We start from the raw sequence: 4,712 nt of genomic DNA, 5'->3' as shown, positions 1-4,712 counted from the left end.
TACATAATCGGCGTGGCCTGGGCAGTCAACGTGTGCGTAGTGACGAGTAGCGGTTTCATACTCAACGTGAGCGGTGTTGATGGTGATCCCGCGCGCTTTCTCTTCTGGAGTGCTATCGATTTGATCGAATGCACGAGCCTGACCACCGCTGGTTTTAGCCAGAACGGTAGTGATTGCTGCAGTCAGAGTGGTTTTACCGTGGTCAACGTGACCGATGGTGCCCACGTTTACGTGCAGTTTATTACGTTGAAATTGTTCTTTAGCCATCGTTTGTCCCTCTAAGACACGGATATATCAAAGATATCATGACATTAACCAGGCAGTGCCTGACTGCAAGGAATTACAGAGAGAAAATCAGGAGGGAGATAAAGGAAGTGGTGCTGATACCCAGAGTCGAACTGGGGACCTCACCCTTACCAAGGGTGCGCTCTACCAACTGAGCCATATCAGCACATCTGGAGCGGGCAGCGGGAATCGAACCCGCATCATCAGCTTGGAAGGCTGAGGTAATAGCCATTATACGATGCCCGCATCCTGGAACTCGGCTACCTGTTCTTTCTGTAGCTTGTGAATAGTAAGAGAAGTCCCCCTACTATTCTTAGCCTGTCAGCGTTGCTGACTGGCTTTGACTGCGCTAATGCACAATCTGAATTCAGGGTGAGAAGAAGTGACTCACCTGACAGATAAACTGATTGTTTATCAGTTCTCAACCCGAGGGTTGAAATGGTGGTGGGAGAAGGATTCGAACCTTCGAAGTCTGTGACGGCAGATTTACAGTCTGCTCCCTTTGGCCGCTCGGGAATCCCACCTACTTGATGGTGCCGGCTACCGGAATCGAACTGGTGACCTACTGATTACAAGTCAGTTGCTCTACCAACTGAGCTAAGCCGGCATCAAGTGACGCGCATTCTAGGAAGGTCGGCGGTTTGATGCAACAAAAAAATCGCTATTTTTGTTCTTTCGCTTACTATTTGTGCGAATCAAAGCAAATCAGGCTAATTTTGAAGAAAAATTGCTCGATTACGTTGTCTTTTCCATAGAATAATCAAAAGTGCAGTACGTGTTTTTAGATTTAAAGCTCATCATTTTCTATAAAAGAATTTCGCTAGCCCTCCTGGCAGATGAAAAACAATGAAGATTTGCTTCTTACAACTTTGTAGTACTGCTCTAAGGCTGCCTTTTTTGGTACGTTTAGGTTAAAGAAAAGTCAGTATGAGAATTTTAACTCTATATAGCGCTCGTATTAGATGATTCACCATCAACCAAACACAACATATAGCGGCTGGATAACGAATGTTGTGAATGACCCTGATGTGCACTACCGCCAATCATCTCTTTTACCTACCCACCTTTATGTTTCTCAATCAAGTCAACTCACTACAGTTACAGCAAAAATGCGGTCTCGCTTGCGAAAGCAGTAACGCAAATATCTTTTTGCTTCTTTCAAAAGCCATACTGGTGATACCCTCCATTCCAATGTTCCCGACCTTAAAACAGTAGACAGCACCCCATCTTCGTTATGATGTTGCCTCTAAGGAAATCATGCTTGGTGGAAAAATTGCTGCCAGATATGCTTATGGACAAAACAACACAACTCACAACGCCTTACTTACAGTTCACTCGTACGCAATGGGCTGCATTGCGCGATTCTGTTCCAATGACCTTATCAGAGGATGAAATCGCACAATTAAAAGGAATCAATGAAGATCTTTCATTGGAAGAAGTTGCTGAAATTTATTTGCCTCTTTCTCGCCTTCTAAATTTTTACATCAGCTCGAACTTGCGTCGTCAAGCTGTGCTGGAACAATTCTTAGGCACTAACGGGCAAAAGATTCCCTATATAATAAGTATTGCTGGCAGTGTTGCGGTGGGCAAAAGTACTACAGCTCGTGTATTACAAGCGCTCCTGAGCCGCTGGCCAGAGCATCGTAAGGTGGAGTTGATTACTACTGATGGATTTCTTCATCCTAATGCCGTGCTCAAAGAGCGTGGTTTGATGAAGAAAAAAGGTTTTCCACAATCGTATGATATGCACCGCTTGGTGAATTTTGTCTCCGACCTGAAATCAGGAGCGAGGCAGGTAACAGCACCTGTTTATTCTCATCTTACTTATGATGTCATTCCTGATGGTGACAAGATTGTTCACCAACCTGACATACTTATCCTGGAAGGATTAAACGTTTTACAAAGCGGCATGGATTATCCCCACGATCCTCATCACGTATTTGTATCTGACTTTGTGGACTTTTCCATTTATGTTGATGCCGAAGAAGAGCTTTTAAAAAATTGGTATATCAATCGATTTTTGAAATTTCGCCAAGGAGCATTTAGCGATCCTGACTCCTATTTTCACCACTATTCTCAATTACCTGAAAATGAAGCGGTCGAAATAGCCAGCAACTTATGGAAAGAGATCAACTGGTTGAATTTAAAAGAAAATATACTACCAACACGCGAGCGGGCGAGTCTAATAATGACTAAAAGTAGCAACCATGCTGTCGACAAAGTACGCTTAAGAAAATAGTGCGTTGGGAATTGTAAATATAAATGCCTGCTTTTAAGCAGGCTTTTATTTAATTTGGTCTTAAAGAAATTTCACCACCGATCCAAGATTTAATTTGGCCATCTTGCTCTAACAATAAGCCACCTTGATCATCAACGCCTCGGGCAATACCGTGAACTTCCCGTTCACCTATAAGTAATTTCACCGGGCGATTAATGAAATTATCCAGCGCTGCCCAACGCCTTATAAAGGGCTTTAGGCCATCGACTTCAAATACAGACAATGCTTCACGTAAACTGTTTATAAGCTTAGCGGCGAGCTCATTTCGATCAATGTTGACATCCGCTTCTTGCAGATTAATCCAACCTTGGTTAATTTGAGTCGCTTCAGCGCTACGCATAGCTAAATTGATGCCAGCGCCTATAACAATTTGCGCAGCATCGCCTGTTTTTCCGGTTAACTCCACCAATATACCTGCAAGTTTACGATCATTAAGATAAAGATCGTTTGGCCATTTAACCCTTACTTTTTCTGCGCCTAAAGCTTGCAAAGTTTCAGCCATGACTATGCCAATAACTAAACTAAGCCCCATCGCAGCAGCAGGGCCTTGCTCCAACCGCCAGTACATTGACATATATAAATTTGCGCCGAATGGAGAAAACCACTGACGTCCACGTCGTCCACGGCCCGCTTGTTGATATTCAGCAATACAAGCATCACCCGACTGAAGTTCATTTATTCGATCCAATAAATACTGATTAGTCGAATCGATAACAGGGATAACGGCCAAGTTAGGATTCTTCAACTTAGCTATAATTTCTGCTTCATTTAACAATTTCATTGGCGACGGCAAGCTATAACCTTTACCGGTTACAGTGTAGATATCCAGGCCCCAGCCTTTTAGAGTTTGAAAATGCTTATTAATAGCTGCCCGGCTCATGCCGAGCAGCTCACCAAGTTGTTCACCTGAATGAAATTCTCCATCAGATAATATTTCAACCAGCTTGAGCGGAACGCTGTGATCTTTCATGATATTACCTCAACCGCATTGCATTCACCTTGGGCTTGAATAAACCTTACTTCTGGCTCAAGCCACACTTCAAATTTTTTTCCAACCTGAGCACGCACTACTTTAGCCAGGGTAACAATATCTTGCGGGGAAGCATTATCAGCATTGATTAAAACTAATGCTTGTTGCTCATGCACCGCAGCTCCTCCAATGCGAAATCCTTTCAGCTGACATTGGTCAATTAACCAACCCGCTGCTAATTTAATCTCACCCGAAGCTTGCGGATAATGAGGTATATCAGGAAAGCATGATATTAGCGTGGCAGCTTTCTCATAGCTAACTACAGGGTTTTTAAAAAAACTGCCTACATTCCCCGTTACCGCAGGATTAGGCAGTTTACTTTGTCGCATATTGCAAACAGCGTTATAGACTTCCCATGCAGTTACTGTAGCGGGGTTTAACGACCTTAAATCACCATATGACAATATTGGTTGCCATTTCTTTTTTAGTTTGAATCCTACAGCGATGATCGCATACCCAAACTGATATTGGTGTTTGAAGATACTATCTCGATAAGCGAATTGGCATTCATTCTGCTGCAGTCTTTCAGTTTTTCCTGTCCGTAAATTGAGTATATCGACATACTCACAGACATCTTTTAATTCGAGGCCATAGGCACCAATATTTTGGATCGGCGAAGAACCCACCATTCCAGGTATTAAAGCCAGGTTTTCCAAGCCTGGAATATCTTTTTCCAAGGTAATTTGGACCAGTCGATGCCAATTCTCTCCAGCTCCTACATGTAGCTTCCAACTTTCAGTTTCCTCGCGAATCTCGATCCCCTTGATTCGATTGAGTACAACTGTCCCGTCAAAATTTTCCATGAAAAGTACATTACTTCCTTCACCGAGAATAAGGAATGGAGAATGCTCGATTTGGCTTGCCTGCCAAGCTTTTAAAATATCTTCAGGGGATTTTGCAACAATACGCATTTGTGTGCTGACATCGAGACCAAGCGTGTTGTCGGCTTTTAAGGAAGGATGCTGGATAGACATTTTACGGCCTTAACTAATTTAAACTTTTAGTAGTTTACCGCATCACATACAGCATGTTGGGATGATTTTATCGCTTATAATCGAAAGCCAGTACAAACTCCAGACGTAAAAAAGCCCTTTGCGGATGCAAAGGGCTTTTTCCTGT

At 43.0% G+C, this 4,712-nt stretch carries 4 protein-coding genes and 4 tRNA genes; 1 reads left to right on the top strand and 7 read right to left on the bottom strand.

Going from position 1 to position 4,712, the window contains the following annotated elements; genetic code table 11:
* The 5 genes from MUG06_RS22715 to MUG06_RS22695 form a co-directional block, all read right to left on the bottom strand.
* A partial coding sequence (locus tag MUG06_RS22715) for a GTP-binding protein (protein WP_243080126.1) occupies positions 1 to 267 on the bottom strand: 267 nt, incomplete at its 3' end.
* Positions 268 to 375: 108 nt separating this feature from the next.
* A tRNA-Thr gene (locus MUG06_RS22710) sits at positions 376 to 451 on the bottom strand.
* A gap of 5 nt (positions 452 to 456) precedes the next feature.
* Positions 457 to 531, bottom strand: a tRNA-Gly gene (locus tag MUG06_RS22705).
* Positions 532 to 724: 193 nt separating this feature from the next.
* Positions 725 to 809, bottom strand: a tRNA-Tyr gene (locus MUG06_RS22700).
* 7 nt (positions 810 to 816) lie between these two features.
* Positions 817 to 892: transfer RNA gene (locus tag MUG06_RS22695), tRNA-Thr, on the bottom strand.
* A gap of 684 nt (positions 893 to 1,576) precedes the next feature.
* On the opposite strand from MUG06_RS22695, the gene coaA reads away from it, so the two are divergent.
* The gene (coaA, locus tag MUG06_RS22690; protein ID WP_243080127.1) at positions 1,577 to 2,524 is read left to right on the top strand and encodes a type I pantothenate kinase; all 948 of its coding nucleotides are present in this window, start codon (positions 1,577 to 1,579) and stop codon (positions 2,522 to 2,524) included.
* Between the two features lie 49 nt (positions 2,525 to 2,573).
* On the opposite strand, the gene birA is transcribed toward coaA, so the two are convergent.
* Together birA and murB are read right to left on the bottom strand one after the other, a co-directional pair.
* Positions 2,574 to 3,533: a bifunctional biotin--[acetyl-CoA-carboxylase] ligase/biotin operon repressor BirA gene (birA, locus tag MUG06_RS22685; protein ID WP_243080125.1), complete on the bottom strand. Its 960-nt coding sequence runs from the start codon at positions 3,531 to 3,533 to the stop codon at positions 2,574 to 2,576.
* Positions 3,530 to 4,567 (bottom strand): UDP-N-acetylmuramate dehydrogenase, encoded by a 1,038-nt coding sequence (murB, locus tag MUG06_RS22680; RefSeq protein ID WP_243080124.1) that lies wholly within the window; start codon positions 4,565 to 4,567, stop codon positions 3,530 to 3,532. Before murB ends, birA begins: the two co-directional genes overlap by 4 nt.
* Between the last annotated feature and the right edge of the window lie 145 nt (positions 4,568 to 4,712).

This window comes from Pantoea sp. MQR6 (assembly GCF_022761075.1).
GTDB classification, from domain to species: Bacteria; Pseudomonadota; Gammaproteobacteria; order Enterobacterales; family Enterobacteriaceae; genus Pantoea; species Pantoea phytostimulans.
This window is presented reverse-complemented; position numbering and strand designations above follow the sequence as displayed.

Bases quoted from the DNA above. Each gene is read 5' to 3' on its own strand.
- coaA (WP_243080127.1), top strand. From the start codon at position 1,577: ATGGACAAAACAACACAACTCACAACGCCTTACTTACAGTTCACTCGT.
- birA (WP_243080125.1), bottom strand. From the start codon at position 3,533: ATGAAAGATCACAGCGTTCCGCTCAAGCTGGTTGAAATATTATCTGAT.
- murB (WP_243080124.1), bottom strand. From the start codon at position 4,567: ATGTCTATCCAGCATCCTTCCTTAAAAGCCGACAACACGCTTGGTCTC.